The organism is Paraburkholderia sp. EG304 (assembly GCF_046543485.1).
GTDB lineage: Bacteria > Pseudomonadota > Gammaproteobacteria > Burkholderiales > Burkholderiaceae > Paraburkholderia > Paraburkholderia youngii.
This window is the reverse complement of sequence record NZ_JBKGUA010000002.1, coordinates 296,048-312,770: the sequence shown is the minus strand read 5'-3', so window position 1 is coordinate 312,770 and position 16,723 is coordinate 296,048. Positions and strand designations below refer to the sequence as shown.

At 65.5% G+C, this 16,723-nt stretch carries 13 protein-coding genes and 1 pseudogene; 5 read left to right on the top strand and 9 right to left on the bottom strand.

All coding sequences use genetic code 11. From position 1 onward, the window contains the following. Positions 1–39 precede the first annotated feature (39 nt). Positions 40–855 carry an SPOR domain-containing protein gene (locus ACLFKU_RS04075; protein WP_368583328.1) on the bottom strand — a complete coding sequence of 272 codons (816 nt, stop codon included), beginning with the start codon at positions 853–855 and terminating at the stop codon, positions 40–42. A gap of 79 nt (positions 856–934) precedes the next feature. Next, complete coding sequence (argS, locus tag ACLFKU_RS04070; protein ID WP_410848230.1) at positions 935–2,725, bottom strand: arginine--tRNA ligase; 1,791 nt, start codon at positions 2,723–2,725, stop codon at positions 935–937. A 462-nt stretch (positions 2,726–3,187) separates the two neighbouring features. Between argS and ACLFKU_RS04065 the strand changes: the two genes are divergently transcribed. Next, positions 3,188–3,514: a DUF1840 domain-containing protein gene (locus ACLFKU_RS04065; RefSeq protein ID WP_013088219.1), complete on the top strand. Its 327-nt coding sequence runs from the start codon at positions 3,188–3,190 to the stop codon at positions 3,512–3,514. Positions 3,515–3,645: 131 nt separating this feature from the next. Here the strand turns inward: ACLFKU_RS04065 and ACLFKU_RS04060 are convergent, their stop codons facing one another. From ACLFKU_RS04060 to ACLFKU_RS04030, 7 genes and pseudogenes are all read right to left on the bottom strand, one after another. Then, complete coding sequence (locus tag ACLFKU_RS04060) at positions 3,646–3,843, bottom strand: acid-shock protein (RefSeq protein WP_368583330.1); 198 nt, start codon at positions 3,841–3,843, stop codon at positions 3,646–3,648. Positions 3,844–4,031: 188 nt separating this feature from the next. After that, positions 4,032–6,758, bottom strand: a pseudogene (gene metH, locus ACLFKU_RS04055) (methionine synthase); the annotation flags it as partial. 62 nt (positions 6,759–6,820) lie between these two features. Further along, the gene (locus ACLFKU_RS04050) at positions 6,821–7,891 is read right to left on the bottom strand and encodes a homocysteine S-methyltransferase family protein (RefSeq protein WP_176383760.1); all 1,071 of its coding nucleotides are present in this window, start codon (positions 7,889–7,891) and stop codon (positions 6,821–6,823) included. 296 nt (positions 7,892–8,187) lie between these two features. Further along, on the bottom strand, positions 8,188–8,445 hold the full coding sequence (locus ACLFKU_RS04045; RefSeq protein ID WP_013088223.1) for a DUF3567 domain-containing protein: 258 nt from the start codon (positions 8,443–8,445) through the stop codon (positions 8,188–8,190). A 119-nt stretch (positions 8,446–8,564) separates the two neighbouring features. Beyond that, positions 8,565–9,353, bottom strand: coding sequence for a 3-oxoadipate enol-lactonase (gene pcaD / locus ACLFKU_RS04040; RefSeq protein WP_368583331.1), 789 nt, complete (start codon positions 9,351–9,353; stop codon positions 8,565–8,567). Positions 9,354–9,504: 151 nt separating this feature from the next. Continuing rightward, positions 9,505–10,788 (bottom strand): DUF3108 domain-containing protein, encoded by a 1,284-nt coding sequence (locus tag ACLFKU_RS04035; RefSeq protein ID WP_410848229.1) that lies wholly within the window; start codon positions 10,786–10,788, stop codon positions 9,505–9,507. Between the two features lie 41 nt (positions 10,789–10,829). Further along, a complete protein-coding gene (locus ACLFKU_RS04030; protein ID WP_410848269.1) occupies positions 10,830–11,894 on the bottom strand; it encodes an IclR family transcriptional regulator in 1,065 nt (354 codons plus the stop codon). Between the two features lie 21 nt (positions 11,895–11,915). On the opposite strand from ACLFKU_RS04030, the gene ACLFKU_RS04025 reads away from it, so the two are divergent. The 4 genes from ACLFKU_RS04025 to ACLFKU_RS04010 all read left to right on the top strand — a co-directional run bounded on the left by ACLFKU_RS04025 (position 11,916) and on the right by ACLFKU_RS04010 (position 16,186). Then, positions 11,916–12,899, top strand: a complete 984-nt coding sequence (locus ACLFKU_RS04025; protein WP_410848228.1) for a fumarylacetoacetate hydrolase family protein — start codon at positions 11,916–11,918, stop codon at positions 12,897–12,899. Positions 12,900–13,095: 196 nt separating this feature from the next. Continuing rightward, entirely contained in the window at positions 13,096–14,349 is a 1,254-nt protein-coding gene (locus tag ACLFKU_RS04020) for an ABC transporter substrate-binding protein (protein WP_410848227.1), read from the top strand. Positions 14,350–14,403: 54 nt separating this feature from the next. Further along, on the top strand, positions 14,404–15,261 hold the full coding sequence (locus ACLFKU_RS04015; RefSeq protein ID WP_410848226.1) for an enoyl-CoA hydratase/isomerase family protein: 858 nt from the start codon (positions 14,404–14,406) through the stop codon (positions 15,259–15,261). Positions 15,262–15,343: 82 nt separating this feature from the next. Beyond that, complete coding sequence (locus ACLFKU_RS04010) at positions 15,344–16,186, top strand: PhaM family polyhydroxyalkanoate granule multifunctional regulatory protein (protein ID WP_410848225.1); 843 nt, start codon at positions 15,344–15,346, stop codon at positions 16,184–16,186. The last annotated feature ends 537 nt before the right edge of the window (positions 16,187–16,723 follow it).

Below are 16,723 nucleotides of genomic sequence, written 5' to 3'. Positions count from 1 at the left end.
ATAGTTCGACGCGCCGCGCGAGCCGGCATTACCGTTTATTTATTGTTTGGTGAAGCGGATCACGGCGGTATCGACACCCGCGTCCGACAGACGCTGACGGCTCGAATTCATGTCCTCGAACTTCGAGAACGGCCCGATGCGCACGCGGTAGTACGTGACGCCGCCGGCATCGCGCTGCGTGACCTTCGATTCGAAGCCCTGGAACGCGAGGCGCGCGCGCTGCTGTTCGGCATCGGCGGCGGTCTTGTACGCGCCGACCTGCAGGAAGTAGCCGGTGTTCGCGTCGCCCGGTGCGGGTGCGGGGGCGGGCGCGGCAGCGGAGCCAGGCTTGACGTTGGCCAGGGTGGTCGTGCTCGGGCTCTTCGGCGCCGAGCCTGCCGCAGTGGCGGCCGGCGCGCTCGAGGTCTGCGGCTTCTTCGCCGGCGCGGGCGCGACGATGCCGCCGGTGCCGTTTTCCTGCGCGGGGCTCGGTGCGACCGCCGTGCCGTTGTTATTCGCATTGCCGCCCGACGGCGGCACTTCGACGATCTGCGGTTCTTCGAGCATGCCCGACTGGGTCTGCGCGTTGGTCTGACCCGGCGCGGTGTTCGGCGGCGCCGGTTGCGCGGCCTGCGGCACCGGCTGACCCGGCGTCTTGCCTTGCAGCGGACGGTTCGGGTCGTATTGCGCCTGGCTCGCGCCGTTGTCGGTCGGCGCCGGCGGCGCGACCTTCGACACGAACGGCGTAGGCGCACGGGTGATATACAGCGCCACCACCACCGCGATCGCCAGGCCGACGATCAGGCCCAGCACGATGCCGAGAAAAGTGCCCCCGGTTTGCTTCGATTGCTTTGTTGTGCGGCGTGGTTTTGCCATCGTACGAATCACCTGCAAAAAGAATCCAGGAACGGCCGCCGATTATAGCGACGGCCGCGCGCATATTACGCTGGAGGAGTTACATCTTGACGGGAGCGGAGACGCCGATCGTCGCGAGACCGTTGGCCAGCACCTGGCGCGTGGCCGCGAGCAGCGCGACGCGAGCGTTGCGTTCGGCCGCATCGTCGACCAGCACGCGCTCGGCACGATCATTGTAGAACGAGTGAAATTCGCCGGCGAGTTCTCGCAAGTAGAACGCGACCGCGTGCGGCGCGAGCTCGTCGGCGGCGTGCTGCAGCATGTCCGGGAATTCGGCGAGCTTGTTGAGCAGCGCCATTGCGCGCTCGCTCGTGAGTGGCGCGACATCCACGCTCGCGAGCGTGCTCTCGTCGAAGCCGTAGCGCGCGTTGCATTCGGCGATCACCGAGCAGATGCGCGCGTGCGCATACTGCACGTAGTGCACCGGATTCTCGTCGTTCTGCTTCAGCGCGAGGTCGATGTCGAACACGAACTCGGTGTCCGCCTTGCGCGAGATCAGGAAAAAGCGCACCGCATCGCGGCCGCGGCGGATGGTTTCCTCGTCGATCAGATCGACGGCCGCTTCCGAGCCCGGCGTCGCGCCGCCCGACCATTCGATCAGGTCGCGCACCGTCACGTAGCTGCCCGCGCGCTTGGAGATCTTCACCTCTTCGCCGTTGCGCATGACCGTGACCATTTTGTGCAGGATGTAGTCGGGGTAGCCCTTTGGAATGCCGATGCCGAGACCCTGCAGACCGGCGCGCACTCGCGCGATCGTGCCGTGGTGATCCGAGCCCTGCACGTTGATGACCTTGGTGAAGCCGCGCTCCCACTTCGCGACGTGATAGGCGACGTCCGGCACGAAGTACGTGTAGGTGCCGTCGGTCTTGCGCATCACGCGGTCCTTGTCGTCGCCGTCGTCGGTGGTGCGCAGCCACAGCGCGCCTTCCTGCTCGTAGGTCTTGCCCGCGGCGATCAGCGCGTCGACGGTTTTCTCGACCCGGCCTTCCGTGTACAGCGACGATTCCAGATAGTACTGGTCGAACTTCACGCCGAACGCCTGCAGGTCCATGTCCTGCTCGCGACGCAGATACGTGACGGCGAAGCGGCGGATCGCCTCGAGGTCCTCGACGTCGCGCGCGCCGGTGACGGGCTCGCCGTCGCTCGCCTCGACCGTGACGCCGTTCAGATAGTCCTTCGCGATGTCGGCGATGTACTCGCCGTTGTAGGCCGACGCGGGCCAGCCTTCGTCGCCGGGGGCGAGGCCGCGTGCGCGTGCCTGAGTCGACAGCGCGAGCGTTTGGATCTGGACGCCGGCGTCGTTGTAGTAGAACTCGCGATGCACGTCCCAGCCCTGCGACTCGAGCACGTGCGCAAGCGCGTCGCCGAGCGCGGCCTGGCGGCCGTGGCCGACGTGCAACGGGCCGGTCGGGTTGGCCGACACGAACTCGATCAGCACGTGCTTGCCGGCGTCGCGCCGCGAGCGGCCGTACGCGTCCTTCTCGGCGAACACGGCGGCGATCGCGCCTTGCTTGGCCGCGGCCGTGAGGCGCAGGTTGATGAAGCCGGGACCCGCCACTTCGGCGGTCTCGATCAGGCCTTTGGCCTGCGGATTGACGAGCAGCGCATCGACGATCTGTTGCGCGAGCTGGCGCGGATTGGCGCGCAGCGGCTTGGCGAGCTGCATCGCGACGTTGCACGCGACGTCGCCGTGCGCGGCGACTTTCGGGCGCTCCAGCGCGATGGCGGGCGAGACGAAAGCGGCTTCGGTCGCGCCTTGCGTGGCGGTCGCGACCTGCTTCACCGTGTCGGCGAGCAGTGTTTCGAGTGTGTGTTTATGTGCGGGCAGCATGCTTGTTGCAAGTCCAGTGAGGCAATCCGGTAAGGCGGAAGAGGCGCCGGCCGCGGCCGGTGTCGCAAGCGTGAAGCGCGGCCGCGCTTTGCGGCGCTGATGGCTGCGCCGCCGGCAGAGCGTCCCCGAGGCGATGCGACCACTCGCAACGCAAGCAGCGCAACGCGGTGGACTCCGCACGGCGGCTTGCCGTTACGCAGGCTCGCGCGGTATGCGGATTGCGGCCGATGATTCGACGCCCCCGGGTTGCCCGCGTGCGCGATGCTCGTCGAGCCGCGCCGTACGTGGCGCTGGGCGGCGTGCTTTTCCGTTCAGACGGATTTTAGCAGGTGCTAATATGTTCAATGAGTTGCCCGCGAGGGGTGTGGCCGCCGCGCCTTGCCGGCGCCACGTCAGGCGCGCGCAGTTGCCGCCCTTGGGACGCTCGTGCGCTCACCCGACATAACGAAAAAGGGAACAGTCATGCTGATTACTTTCAAGTGCCACGCCTGCCCGGACGTGATGATGCTGGAGAATCTGGCGCAGTATCTGGTCGGCATTGTCGGCAAACGCCTTGGGCAGCGGGGCGTCATTACTCACGACGAACTGGGCCCGGCCATCGAAAAACTCGAAGCGGCGATCACGTCCGACAAGCAGGAGCGCGCCGAGCACGAGGGCCATTTCCACGAGGGCGAGGACGGCCGCGATCGTCACGAGATTCCGCCCGGTCTCGCGCAGCGCGCGTATCCGTTCCTCGACATGCTGCGCGCGGCGCAGAAGGAAAACGCGGATATCGTTTGGGGGATCTGATTTCTGGCGGGTTCCGAGCGCCGCGGCCCGGACTCAGAAAGTCTTCGTAAGCGCTCTGTTGGCGCACCAAAGAAAAGAGCCCGCTCGACGCGGGCTCTTTGTCATTCAGAAGGTTTTATCCGCCGTGCCGCTCATTGGCTCTCGGAGGCCGCCGACGCTGCCGCGCCCTTCTTCATCTTTTGCTTCTTCGCCTTTTTGACATGCGTCTCGGTGGGGGGCGAGTAGGAACTGACCGAGCTCGATCCACCCGGCGCGGCGGGTTGCGCGAGCGCCACGGAAGCACCCGCGGCCAGTGAAACAGCGGTCAATAACAGCGTCAGCTTCTTCATACGATTTTCTCCGTTGACGGTTGCAATCTCGGTGAGCCGGCGCGTTGTGCTCGCGCCTGACGGGGTGAAAGTCGACTCAGTCTACAAAGCCGAAATTGCCGTGGCGCCAAATATTCAGCCTTTCGGACTCGATATAGTCGCGCATGCGCGGCCCGGGCCGCACGGCCGGACCACGCGTCGTTTCACGCTCAAAGCAACGGCGCCAACGCGCGCTCGGCGTCCGCTTTCGAGAGCGACATCCGCTGTGCGTAGTCGTCGAGCTGATCCGCGCCGATCTTGCCGACCGAGAAATAGGTGCTGTCCGGATGCGCGAGGTAGAAGCCCGACACGCTCGCCGCCGGCAGCATCGCCAGCGATTCGGTCACGCTCATGCCGATTTCGTTCGCCTGCAGCACCTCGAACATGTCTCGCTTGACGAGGTGATCGGGGCAGGCCGGGTAGCCCGGCGCCGGGCGGATGCCGCGGTATTTTTCGGCGATCAGTTCGTCGTTGGACAGGTTTTCGCTGTTCGCGTAGCCCCACAGGTCGCGCCGCACACGCGCGTGCATTGCTTCGGCGAACGCTTCGGCGAGCCGGTCCGCGAGCGCCTTCAGCATGATCGCGCTGTAGTCATCGAGATCCTTCTCGAACTGCTTCTCCTTCACGTCGACGCCAAGACCCGCCGTCACCGCGAACATGCCGATGTAGTCGGCGACGCCCGAGTCCTTCGGCGCGATGAAGTCGGCGAGCGACCGGTTCGGTCGCATCACCCCGTCGACCACCGGCCGCACGCTCTGTTGACGCAGATTGCGCCAGGTGAGCGCGACGTCGGTGCGCGATTCGTCCGTGTAGATTTCGATGTCGTCGTCGTTCACCGTGTTGGCCGGCAGCAGCGTGATCACGCCGTTGGCCTGCAGCCAGCGGCCCTGAATCAGACGCGCGAGCATCGACTTGCCGTCGGAGAACACGCGCCGCGCCGATTCGCCGACGATCTCGTCGTTGAGGATCGCCGGATACGGGCCGGCGAGATCCCACGTCTGGAAAAACGGACCCCAGTCGATATAGTTCGCGAGTTCGTTCAGATCGAAGTTCTTGAACACGCGCCGGCCGATGAACTTCGGCTTGACCGGCTGATAGCCCGCCCAGTCGATCTTCGTCTTATTGGCGCGCGCTTCGGCGAGCGTGACCATCGGCTGCGCTTTTTTGTTCGCGTGCTGATCGCGGATGCGGTTGTAATCGGCGTTCAATTCGTCGATGTACTTTGCTGCGCCCTCGTCGGACAGCAGGCTCGAGGCGACCGACACCGAGCGCGATGCGTCCGGCACGTAGACCACCGGACCCTCGTACTGCGGCGCGATCTTCACCGCGGTGTGCACGCGCGAGGTCGTCGCGCCGCCGATCAGCAGCGGAATCTTCTTCACGCGGAAGTAGTCGTCGCGCTGCATTTCCGACGCGACGTAGGCCATCTCTTCGAGACTCGGCGTAATGAGGCCCGACAGCCCGACGATGTCCGCGCCCTCGACCTTCGCCTTAGCGAGGATCTCGTTGCACGGGACCATCACGCCCATGTTGACCACTTCGAAGTTGTTGCACTGGAGCACGACCGACACGATGTTCTTGCCGATGTCGTGCACATCGCCCTTGACGGTCGCGATGATGATCTTGCCCTTCGCGCGCACATCGCCGCCGGCCGCCGCGAGCTGGCGCTTTTCTTCCTCGATGAACGGGATCAGATGCGCGACCGCCTGCTTCATCACGCGCGCCGACTTCACGACCTGCGGCAGGAACATCTTGCCCTGGCCGAACAGGTCGCCGACGATGTTCATGCCGTCCATCAGCGGGCCTTCGATCACGTTGATCGGACGGCCGCCTTCGGCGGCGATCTTCGCGCGCACTTCCTCGGTGTCTTCGACGATGAACGTGGTGATGCCGCTCACGAGCGCGTGCGCGAGACGCTTTTCGACCGGCTGGTTGCGCCACTCGAGATTCTCTTCCTTCTTCGCGGCGCCGCTCTTGAACTTGTCGGCGATTTCGAGCAGACGGTCGGTGCCGTCTTCGCGGCGATTCAGCACGACGTCTTCGACCCGCTCGCGCAGTTCCGGATCGAGCTCGGCATACACGCCGAGCTGACCCGCGTTGACGATGCCCATGTCCATCCCCGCCTGGATCGCGTGATAGAGGAACACGGTGTGGATCGCCTCGCGCACCGGGTCGTTGCCGCGGAACGAGAACGACACGTTCGACACGCCGCCGCTCACCTTCGCGTACGGCAGGTTCTGCTTGATCCAGCGCGTCGCCTCGATGAAGTCGACTGCGTAGTTGTTGTGTTCCTCGATGCCGGTCGCGATCGCGAAGATGTTCGGATCGAAGATGATGTCTTCGGGCGGGAAGCCGACTTCGTTGACGAGGATCTCGTACGAGCGCCGGCAGATTTCCTTCTTGCGCGCGAGCGTATCGGCCTGGCCCTGTTCGTCGAAGGCCATCACGACGCTGGCCGCGCCGTAGCGGCGAATCAGCTTCGCGTGGTGAACGAACTGCTCCTTGCCTTCCTTCAGCGAGATCGAATTGACGATCGCCTTGCCCTGCACGCATTTGAGACCCGCCTCGATCACGTCCCACTTCGACGAGTCGATCATGATCGGCACGCGCGCGATGTCCGGCTCCGACGCGATCAGATTCATGAAGCGCACCATCGCCGCTTTCGAATCGAGCATCGCCTCGTCCATGTTGATGTCGATGACCTGCGCGCCGTTCTCGACCTGCTGGCGCGCGACGGCCAACGCCTCGTCGAACTGATTGTTCAGGATCATTCGCGCGAACGCTTTCGAGCCGGTCACGTTGGTGCGTTCGCCAACGTTGATGAAGAGCGTCCCGGACGTGACGTTGAACGGCTCGAGGCCGCTAAGGCGCATGGTGTGATCGGTCATAGCGTATGTGCGAGTCGGGTGCGTGCGTTAAGGGGCGTGCTGGGCTTCGGGGTGAAGTGCGTCAGGCCGGCTCAGGCCGCGTCGCGATACTGGCTCGGCCACTTGCGCGGCTTCAGCTCGGCGAGCGCCTTCGCGATCGCCGCGATGTGCTCGGGCGTCGTGCCGCAGCAGCCGCCAGCGATGTTCACGAGTCCCGCTTCGGCGAATTCCTTTAGCAGGCCCGAGGTATCGGCGGGCAATTCGTCGAAGCCGGTGTCGCTCATCGGGTTCGGCAGACCAGCGTTCGGATAGCACGACACGTAGGTGTCGCACAGCTTCGCGAGCTCGGCGATATACGGGCGCATCAGCGCCGCGCCGAGCGCGCAGTTCAGGCCGAACGTGAGCGGCTTCGCGTGACGCAGCGAATTCCAGAAGGCCTCGACGGTCTGGCCGGACAGAATGCGGCCCGAGGCATCGGTGACGGTGCCCGAGATCATGATCGGCAGACGCTCGCCGGTGTTTTCGAACAGTTCGTCGAGCGCGAACAGCGCGGCCTTCGCGTTCAGCGTGTCGAAGATCGTTTCGACGAGGAACAGGTCCGCGCCGCCGTCGAGCAGCGCTTTCGCCTGCTCGTAGTACGCGGCGTGCAGTTCGTCGAAGGTCACATTGCGGGCGCCCGGATCGTTGACGTCCGGCGAGATGCTGGCGGTTTTCGGCGTCGGGCCGATTGCGCCGGCGACGAAGCGCGGCTTGTCAGGGGTCGCGTATTTATCGCACGCGGCGCGCGCGAGCTTCGCCGATTCGATGTTCATCTCGACGGCGAGCGACTCCATGCCGTAGTCGGCCTGCGCGACCGTGGTCGCACCGAACGTGTTGGTCTCGATGATGTCCGCGCCTGCCGCCAGATATTGCTCGTGAATCTCCGAGATGATCTGCGGCTGGGTGATCGACAGCAGTTCGTTGTTGCCCTTGATGTCGCGCGCGTAGTCCTTGAAGCGCTCGCCGCGATAGCTGGCTTCGTCGAGCTTGTAGCGCTGGATCATCGTGCCCATCGCGCCGTCCAGGATCAGGATGCGCGAGTTCAGCAGCGCGGGCAGCGCTGCGCCGCGGGTATAGGCGGGCTCGGAACGGACTGGCGTGATGGATTGAGCAGGCTGGGTCATGGCGGACGAGGGCTTGCGCCGGCGTTGGCGGAAAGCCTGTCATTGTAGCCGCTGCCGCGCGGATGCGCCCGGCGAGCGGGAGACGGGTCTGAGGCGCGGCCGGCAAAATCGACCGATAGGAATGCGTCGCGCCAGCAATTCAGAACGCGCTAACAAACGAAGCAATAAAAAATAGCCCGGCAAGCCAAAGCCTGCCGGGCCGTTTTCGTTGCCGCCGACCGCAAGATGGAACCCGCCGCAAAAGCCGCGCGGTACGGTCGGTTGATGTCGCCTGAGCGCCAGCTAAACCCCTCCGGTCAATGCAGAACAACGGGTTGGTGCATCAAGCTGTCGAATTGACCGAGGAATTCGTCGACCTCGTCGAGCGTCGGCTCGCCTTCGATCAGCTTTTGCACATGCTCGCGAAAACGCGCCGCCATTGCACCGTCGATGTAGATTTCGCGCTGCATGTTCTTGTCGACAATCTCGTAGCCGCCCGACTTCATGGCCAGCTGACCTTCCTGCGGAGGAAACTCGACGACACAGTAGTTAGGGCTGTTATAGATCATTTGCATGGCGACACTCCTTATTTCCGTTGGGCTCCCGCCCTTTTCTGCAACATAGGTGGAGCGTGGGGGATGGAATTCAAGGGGTGGGTCCGGACGACGCAAGTAAAAAACTCCGGACCTGACGGTTAGACTCGCCGCTCCAGAAACGATTCAAGCAACGCGGCAAAACGGTGAGATTGCTCGACGGGCGCGAGATGCGCGGCATCCAGCAACTCGAAGCGGGCGCCCTCGATCGCCTCCGCTATTGCCTGCGTAGCAGCAGGGGGCGTGCCCGTATCGTGACGTCCGGCCACCGTCAGCGTAGGCACGCGGATCGCGCCGTGTTTGCCGCGCAGGTCGAAGTCGCGCAGCGCCTCGCACGCCATCGCGAAGCCTTCCGGCGGGGTGCGCGCAAATGCCTCACGGATTGGCTCGACCGCTTCGGGATGCCGGGCCTGAAAGTCGGGCGTGAGCCAACGCGCGATGGTCGACGGTAGCAGCGCCTCCATGCCGTCGCTGCGAGCGGTGTGGGCGCGCTGATTCCACAACTCGCGGTTTTCGGGCGGCGTGCCGCCGGTGCTGTCGGCGATCGTCAGCGTGTCGAGACGCGATGGATGGTCGAGCGCGAATTGCTGCGCGATCATGCCGCCGAGCGACAGTCCGACGAGGTGCGTCGTCGGCGCGCCGAGCGCATCGAGCAGTCGGGCGAGATCGTCGGCCAGATCGCGCATGGCGAACGGCTCGCGCGCGACCGCGCTGTGGCCGTGGCCGCGCACGTCGTAGCGCAGCACCGTGTAGTCGTCGCGGAAATAGCCGGCCATCTGATCCCAGATGGAAAGATCGCCGCCCAGCTGATGGATGAACGTGAGCCACGGGCCGCCGCCTTCGTTGCTCAGCACATAGCGTGTGTCGATACCGTTGATGTTCACTTGCATGCAGACTCCTTTGAAGGAAACGCAGTGAAAAAGCGCGGTGGGTCGCCCCGTTCGCGCAAACGGAGGCTCCATTGACGTGCGAGTCAGTGTTGCAAAGTAAGTTTCGCCGATCTCGGGCGGTTCTGCTCGTGACACTGTGTCACGACCAGTGTCACGGTTTGATGATTGTTGGAGCGGTTGAATCGACCGGTGCTGCGGGGGCGGGCTCGGGCGTTACTGCCGATGCGTAGGCGGGCGACGGCGTTGCAGGGCTCTTGGCGGAGGTGGCTGCGGGCATGGCATTCTCCGCCGGCGCCCCATCGACATTCAGCTTGCCGCGCCACACCAGCTCGAACTGGGTACCGTTCGGCTCAGTCTGCAGAATGCGCGCGGGCAGCCAGCCGAGCGACGGCGCAAGCCACACGTCGATACGGCGCTGGTCGCCATCGTGCCGCGGCAGACGTTTGAAATGACGCGTCTGCAGATAGCCCTGCGCGGCGCGGATCGTTTCGTCGCCGATCGTCTCGATCGGCCAGTTCTCGCCGCTATCGGAATCGACGACGAAAAACTGTCGCGTGACGCCAGGCTTATAGGCGTCAGGATCGCCGCGCACGAGGCTCGCGAGCTGCATCACGACGCTGAAGCGGTCCTGCGCGCCGTCGGGCAACGGCAACGAGGCGGGCGTGCGCGTGAAGCCGATCTTCTTGTCGCTGCGATTGAAAATCGCGATGTCTTCCGCGCGACGGCCACGCTTTTCGCTGTACTGCGCCGGCGCGAGGCCAAACGCATCGATCCCGCCGTGGCTCGAAAACACGAACGGGCCGACGAACGGCAGCGGCACCGATACGACCATTTCGTAGCCTTGCCCATTGCTCGCCCAATGGATCGTGCCGGGCGCGTTGCGCACGCCGTTGTAGAACGTGTCGTAGTCGAGTTCGCCCGACGGCGGCACCGAAAACTTCACGCCCTGCGACGCTTGCGGCGCGCTGGCCGCGCCAGCGGCGCTCGCGGCGGCGCCGCTGGCATTGGCATTGACCGGCGCATTCGCGCTCGCGGCGGCGGGCGGCGCGCTTGCCGCGACCTCCGATGCCGGCGTGGCCGCCGGCTCGCTCGGCTTGGCCGGCTGCAACGCGCTCAGCACATGCTGCTCGCGCGGCGCACGCGCCGCGGGCTTGCGTGTAGGCGCGGGCGGGTGCGGTGCCGGCGCGGCCGGTTTTGGCGCCGGTTGACGCTGGACCCTCTCGGGCGTCAGCAGCCCGACCTGCACCGGCACATGCTCGCGATTTGCCGGATTCAGATCCATTCGATTGCGCTCGAACCATTGCGCCGCGATCCAGTGCAAGACCGCCACGGCCACGAGCACCGCGATCCAGCGCCCCGCGCGCGCGCCGCGTCCCGGCCCGCTGCCCAAAGCGGGAAGGCGATCATGACGGCGGTTGGCGGAAGCAAAATCCATCGGCGCTTGAATCGGTGAGAGCTTGAAAGGACTGGCGCGTATCAACCGTTGTCGCTACGCGGTGTCGCGCTATAGCCGAGTTCGTACGACAGCTTGCGCGCGCATTCGCGCAGCGCAGTATCGATTTCGCCACCCCAGCGGATATCGAACGCGCCTTCATGGCCGAGCGCGACGAGAGCGAGCGCGAGTTCGCCGGTCGAATCGAACACCGGCATCGAAAACGCGTGGATCGTCGGCAGCAGCATGCCTTCGACTCGCGCGGCCTCGTGCTCGCGCACTTCAGCGAGCACCTTGTCGACGTCTTCGCGGGTGCGCGGCGCGCCGCTATGCGACGAACGCCGCGAGTCGGCCAGCTCGCGCTCGATCATCGCGTCGGTCTTGCCGGATGGCAGGTAGGCGGCGAACAGCAGACCGGTCGCGGAACTGAGCAAGGGCATCACGTCGCCGAGTTTCAGCGATGCCTTGGCCGGATAGCTCGACTCCATCCAGTGCACCATCGTCGGCCCCTGATTACCCCACACCGCGATGCCGACCGTCAGATCGAGCCGGTCGCGCAACTCGGCGAGCGCGATGCGCGCGAGCTTCACACCGTCGACCCGCGCAAGCCGCGCGAGCCCCAACTGCAACGCGAAGCCGCCGAGTTCGTAGCGGCCCGACAGCGGGTCCTGCGCGACCACGCCGAGACGCAGAAAGCTGACCAGATAGCGATGCGCCTTCGCCGGACTCATGCCCGCGCGCTGCGCGAGATCGCGCAGCATCATCGCGCGCGGCTCGCGGGTCAGCACGTCGAGCAGCCTGAACCCGACCTCGATCGACTGGATGCCTGAGCGCAGTTTTTCTTCGCCGGGTTCGCCGGCTTCGTCATCGGCGCCGGTTGCGTCGGTGGCATCGGCGGGTTCGAGCAGTTCGTCGGCGGACGCGGGGTCGGTGCGGGTGCGGATCGTGCCGGAGCGGGCGTTGGCGGACATGTGCAAAGGGCGCGGGCAGCGCGTTCGGTAATCGTAAAAGGCGCGTAACGGCGATGGTGGCAGTGACAACGACGACGAACACGCACATCTTGGGCCGCGCCGATTCACCATCGTAGAATAGATTCCTTCCATCGTCACTAACACACGGTTCACAGCTCTATGAAACTTGCCTCGCTGAAGGACGGCACGCGCGACGGTCAACTGATCGTCGTGTCCCGCGACTTGCACACGGCGGCCATCGCCGACGCGATCGCGCCCACGCTGCAGCGCGTGCTCGACGACTGGGCCTTCTACGCGCCGCAACTGCATGACCTTTACGATGCGCTGAACCAGGGCCGCGCGCGCAACAGCTTTTCGTTCGACGCCAAAGAGTGCATGGCGCCACTGCCGCGCGCGTTCCAGTGGGCCGACGGTTCATCGTACGTGAACCATGTGGAACTCGTGCGGCGCGCACGCGGCGCGGAAATGCCGCCCGAATTCTGGACCGACCCGCTGATGTACCAGGGCGGCAGCGACGATTTCATCGGCCCGCGCGATGACATCGTGTGCGCATCGGAACAGTACGGCATCGACTTCGAGGCCGAAGTCGCGGTCATCACCGCTGACGTGCCGATGGGCGCAACGCCCGAGCAGGCGTTGCGCGGCGTGCGGCTGGTGACGCTCGTCAACGACGTGTCATTGCGCCACCTGATTCCAGCCGAACTCGCGAAGGGCTTCGGCTTTTTCCAGAGCAAGCCGGCCACGTCGTTCGCGCCGGTCGCGGTGACGCCCGACGAGCTCGGCGAGCATTGGCGCGAAGGCCGCGTGCATCGGCCGATGATCGTCCACTGGAACGGCCGGAAAGTCGGCCAGCCCGACGCGGGCACCGATATGGTGTTTCACTTCGGTCAGCTGATCGCCCATGCGGCGAAGACGCGCAATCTGCGTGCTGGTTCTATCGTCGGTTCGGGCACGGTGTCGAACAAGGACGCGAAGCGCGGCTACTGCTGTCTCGCGGAGAAGCGCTGCCTCGAAACGATCGAGCACGGCGCGCCGCAAACGGAGTTCATGAAGTACGGCGACACCGTGAAGATCGAAATGTTCGACGACGCGGGCAAGTCGATTTTCGGTGCGATCGAGCAGAGCATCGCGCCGCTCGAATGAAGCGCGGCGCTCACGCGGCAATGCGTTGACGCGGCGGCACGCGCGAAAGGGTTTCGCCCGATGCCACCGCCCGCGCGCGCGGCTACACTGACTGGCGCGCCGGCTGGGACGGCGCCAATGTCAGATAGCGTGCAGCGACGCATCGGTAGCACATCGGCACTACATCACAACGAAAACCCCGACGTGAGGAGACAGCATGCCGCGATTGAACTTCCCCGCAGCTGGACATCGACGCGCTGATGCGTCACTCGTTCAAGCGCGCACGAGCGCGCGTGGCTCGTATCAACGCGGCCGGCGCTTCGCGCGGCGCGCCGCGACGCTGTGCGCCGCGCTCGTCTGCGCGTTGCCGCTGACATCGTTCGCGCAGGTGAAGATCGGTCTCGTGTTGTCGCTGACCGGGCCTACCGCATCGCTCGGCATTCCCGCGCGCGACACGGTCGCGCTGCTGCCGAAACAGATCGGCGGGCAAAACGTCGAGTACATCGTGCTCGACGATGCCTCGGACACGACCCAAGCCGTGCAGGACACCAAGAAACTCATCAGCGAAAATCATGTCGACGCGATCATCGGCTCGTCGATCACGCCGAATTCGCTCGCGATGATCGACGTGGTCGCCGAGGGCGAAACGCCGATGATCTCGCTCGCGTCGTCCGCGAAAATCATCGAACCGGTCGATGCAAAACGTCGCTGGGTCTTCAAGACGCCGCAGACCGACGCGATGATGGCCTCGGCGATCGCCGAGCATGCGAGCGGACACGGCGTGAAGACGATCGCGTTCATCGGACAGGCCGACGCGCTCGGCGAGACGTTCTACGCCGAGGTCGCGAAGTTCGCGCAACTGCATCACATCGACGTGGTCGCGAGCGAACGCTTCAATCGCACCGATCCGAGCGTGACCGGCCAGGTGCTGAAGATTCTCGCGACTCACCCCGACGCGGTGGTGGTCGGCGCGGCCGGCACACCTGCCGCGCTGCCGCCGAAAACGCTGCGCGAGCGCGGCTACAAGGGCGTCATCTATCACAACCACGGCGTCGGCAATAACGACTTCCTGCGTGTGTGCGGCGCCGATTGCAACGGCACGTTCCTGCCCGCGAGCCCGGTGCTGGTCGCCGCGCAATTGCCGGCCGATCATCCGGCCAGGCGCCTCGCGCTCGAATACATCGCGCGGTTTGAGGCGCAGCACGGCGCGGGCAGCGTGTCGGCGTTCGGTTCGTACACGTCGGACGCGGACGCATTGCTCGAGCACGCGATTCCGCTCGCGTTGAAGAGCGGCGCGCCAGGCACGCCGGCGTTTCGCCGCGCGCTGCGCGACGCGCTCGAAGGAACCCGCGGTCTCGCGGATACCAACGGCGTCGTCAACATGAGCGCGGCCGATCATCTCGGGCTTGATCAGCGCGCGCGCGTGATGGTCGAAATCACTAATGGCAAGTGGCTTTATCAGCCGCATTGAACGGGTCGCGACGTTCCGCGCGCGACTGAACGAATCACCTATGGACCGCTCACCATGACTCAGTCATCGCAACCGAACGACGCGTACTACGCGCACTACCAGTCGCTGCGTTTGCAGCGTCATCCGCACGGCGTGCTCGAAGTCGTGATGAGCGGCGAGGGCGCGAACAAGAGCGGCCTCGCGACCGCGGACGCACGCATGCATTACGAACTCGCTGAGATCTGGCGCGACATCGATCGTGATCCCGACACGCGCGTCGCGATCATTCGCGGCGAGGGCAAGGGCTTTTCGGCAGGCGGCGATCTGCAGCTCGTCGAGGACATGGCGGACGATTTCGAGGTGCGCACGCGGGTGTGGCGCGAAGCGCGCGACCTCGTCTACAACGTAATCAACTGCGGCAAGCCGATCGTATCGGCGATGCACGGGCCGGCGGTCGGCGCGGGGCTCGTCGCGGGGCTGCTCGCCGATATCTCGATCGCGGCGAAGACGGCGCGCATCATCGACGGGCATACGCGTCTCGGCGTCGCCGCGGGCGATCATGCGGCGATCGTCTGGCCGCTCTTGTGCGGCATGGCGAAGGCGAAGTACTACCTGCTGCTGTGCGAGCCGGTGAGCGGCGAGGAGGCTGAGCGTATCGGGCTCGTGTCGCTCGCGGTCGACGAAAGCGCGCTGCTGCCGAAAGCGTTCGAAGTCGCGCGCAAGCTCGCCGATGGGTCGCAGACCGCCATCCGCTGGACCAAGTACGCGCTGAACAACTGGCTGCGCACGGCGGGGCCGGCGTTCGATACATCGCTCGCGCTGGAGTTCATGGGCTTCGCGGGGCCCGATGTGCGCGAGGGCTTGAGCTCGTTGCGCGAGCGGCGCGCGCCGGATTTTGGCGCGGGCCGTCCGCGTCACGGCGAACCATCGTGATGTCATACCCCAAACGGTATGATCGAATCAACGCGCGCGGCATCGCGCGCTCTACCTGTCATCCAGTACCGAGGCGACAACCATGACCGACACCACTGGCTCCGCGCCGCCCTTTCCCGGCTTTCCCGGTTTTCCGCCCGCTGAAATGCTCGATCGGATGTGGAGCATGATTCGGCTGTCGCCGTTCGGCGCCGCCATGACGGGCGCGCAGCCGGGGGGCGGCACGAGTCCGTCGCTGTCGATGATGTCCGACATGATGGCGCCGCTCACGAGCGTCGAGGAGCTCGACAAGCGCATCACCGACATGCGCGCGGTCGAGCAATGGCTGAAGCTGAATCTGAGCATGCTGCAGTCGGCGATCCAGGCGCTGGAAGTGCAGCGCGCGACGCTCGCGACGCTGCGCGCGTTCGGCGCGTTCGCGCAGACCTCGATGTCGCAGGCGGCGGCTGCTGCAACGGGTGCGGCCGCGACTGACTCGCCGGGCCGCGCCCCGAGCCCCGCGCCGGCGCCGAGCTGGACGAGGCCCGCTGAGCCAGCCCCCGAAAGCGCCCCTCCAGCGGACAGCGACGAAGAGCAAGCGCCGGCGGCACCCGCTTTCGATGCATCCGCATGGTGGAATCTTCTGCAATCGCAGTTCAACCAGATCGCGCAGTTCGCGATGACGCAGCCGTCCGTCGCAGTCGCGGCGGCGGGTGGAGGCACGCAGGGCAAGGCGGAGTCGTCGAAGGCTGCGGATGCGTCGGGCGGCGATGCGTCGGGCGGCGATGCGTCGGGCGGCGATCCGTCGGGCGGCGATCCGTCCGGCGCCGGTGCGCAAAGCGCGAAGCCGGCCGCCAAGCGGCCGGCCGCGAAGCGCGCCGCGACATCGGCCAAACGCGCGTCCGGCGAGGGCAGGAGCGCGGCAACGCCGAAAAAGTCGACGTGAGCGGGGCGGTGCGGGCAGCACGCTCGCGCCCGGTGCGACTGCGCAAGCAATATCAGAAGCAGCGGCGGTCAGGTCCGCACTTCCACCTTCTGGCCGCCGCGAATCAGTGCCCCATGCCAAAGACAACCCGTCGCCTACGTTTTTGCCGTATGCCAACGCCGGCGATTTCTTCCCGCGCGAATTGCCGACTTTATTGAGAGAAGTCAATGCCATAGCGCGCTCGCACCGCTTCTGTCACGGGTTTGGCCGGAGGCGCGTGCTATCATTGTGTAAGCTTGATCTGGCTTTGGGGCGTGCGCCGAAAACAACCAATCCCACCGCCCTCTCGTCATTCGCCGCCGGCGCTACCGGTGCAGGGCTGGACGGTGCGGTTGTCGACCCGGACTGGCTCGACCTCAGGCAAAGGGTATTGCTCACCCACGGTTGGCCGCGGCGCCCGATTCACGCTCCAGGCGCCAATACAACAGCCCGGACTTCTTTGCTGCCCGATGCTTCTGGGCGGCCGGTTAACGCGTAAAATTGAATGCTTGGCCGATA

Excerpts from the sequence above, each read along its gene's own strand:
- ACLFKU_RS04035 (WP_410848229.1), bottom strand. The coding sequence starts at position 10,788 with ATGGATTTTGCTTCCGCCAACCGCCGTCATGATCGCCTTCCCGCTTTG.
- ACLFKU_RS04045 (WP_013088223.1), bottom strand. The coding sequence starts at position 8,445 with ATGCAAATGATCTATAACAGCCCTAACTACTGTGTCGTCGAGTTTCCT.
- ACLFKU_RS04060 (WP_368583330.1), bottom strand. The coding sequence starts at position 3,843 with ATGAAGAAGCTGACGCTGTTATTGACCGCTGTTTCACTGGCCGCGGGT.
- argS (WP_410848230.1), bottom strand. The coding sequence starts at position 2,725 with ATGCTGCCCGCACATAAACACACACTCGAAACACTGCTCGCCGACACG.
- ACLFKU_RS04025 (WP_410848228.1), top strand. The coding sequence starts at position 11,916 with ATGAAACTTGCCTCGCTGAAGGACGGCACGCGCGACGGTCAACTGATC.
- pcaD (WP_368583331.1), bottom strand. The coding sequence starts at position 9,353 with ATGCAAGTGAACATCAACGGTATCGACACACGCTATGTGCTGAGCAAC.
- ACLFKU_RS04065 (WP_013088219.1), top strand. The coding sequence starts at position 3,188 with ATGCTGATTACTTTCAAGTGCCACGCCTGCCCGGACGTGATGATGCTG.
- ACLFKU_RS04015 (WP_410848226.1), top strand. The coding sequence starts at position 14,404 with ATGACTCAGTCATCGCAACCGAACGACGCGTACTACGCGCACTACCAG.
- ACLFKU_RS04075 (WP_368583328.1), bottom strand. The coding sequence starts at position 855 with ATGGCAAAACCACGCCGCACAACAAAGCAATCGAAGCAAACCGGGGGC.
- ACLFKU_RS04050 (WP_176383760.1), bottom strand. The coding sequence starts at position 7,891 with ATGACCCAGCCTGCTCAATCCATCACGCCAGTCCGTTCCGAGCCCGCC.
- ACLFKU_RS04020 (WP_410848227.1), top strand. The coding sequence starts at position 13,096 with ATGCCGCGATTGAACTTCCCCGCAGCTGGACATCGACGCGCTGATGCG.
- ACLFKU_RS04010 (WP_410848225.1), top strand. The coding sequence starts at position 15,344 with ATGACCGACACCACTGGCTCCGCGCCGCCCTTTCCCGGCTTTCCCGGT.